The organism is Desulfogranum marinum (assembly GCF_016918565.1).
Classification (GTDB): Bacteria; Desulfobacterota; Desulfobulbia; order Desulfobulbales; family Desulfobulbaceae; genus Desulfogranum; species Desulfogranum marinum.
Window position 1 is genome coordinate 1 of record NZ_JAFFQD010000206.1, and the last position, 252, is coordinate 252.

Annotated in this window: 1 pseudogene; it reads left to right on the top strand. The window is 49.2% G+C overall.

Annotated features, from left to right (window positions below):
- Positions 1-128, top strand: a pseudogene (locus JWH17_RS24975) (IS5/IS1182 family transposase); the annotation flags it as partial.
- Positions 129-252: the final 124 nt, after the last annotated feature.

Genomic DNA, 252 nt, shown 5'->3' on the forward strand with positions numbered 1-252 from the left:
GCACTCGGAACCGAAAGCTGACAGCTCGGGAACAGAAGAGTAACAGGACCAAATCGAAGGTTCGTGTAAGGGTTGAGCATGTTTTCGGTGCGCAAACCCAGAAGGCAGGAAATTTGCTTGTAAGAACCTGAAAGTCGTTTAAAGCGTACACTACTTGGCACCTATCCCCAGGTACTCCAAGAACAGTTTGTCTCTAGCCACTGATTCTGTTGACCATCGATAGTCTGCCATAGCCGTCTGAACCCTGGTGGT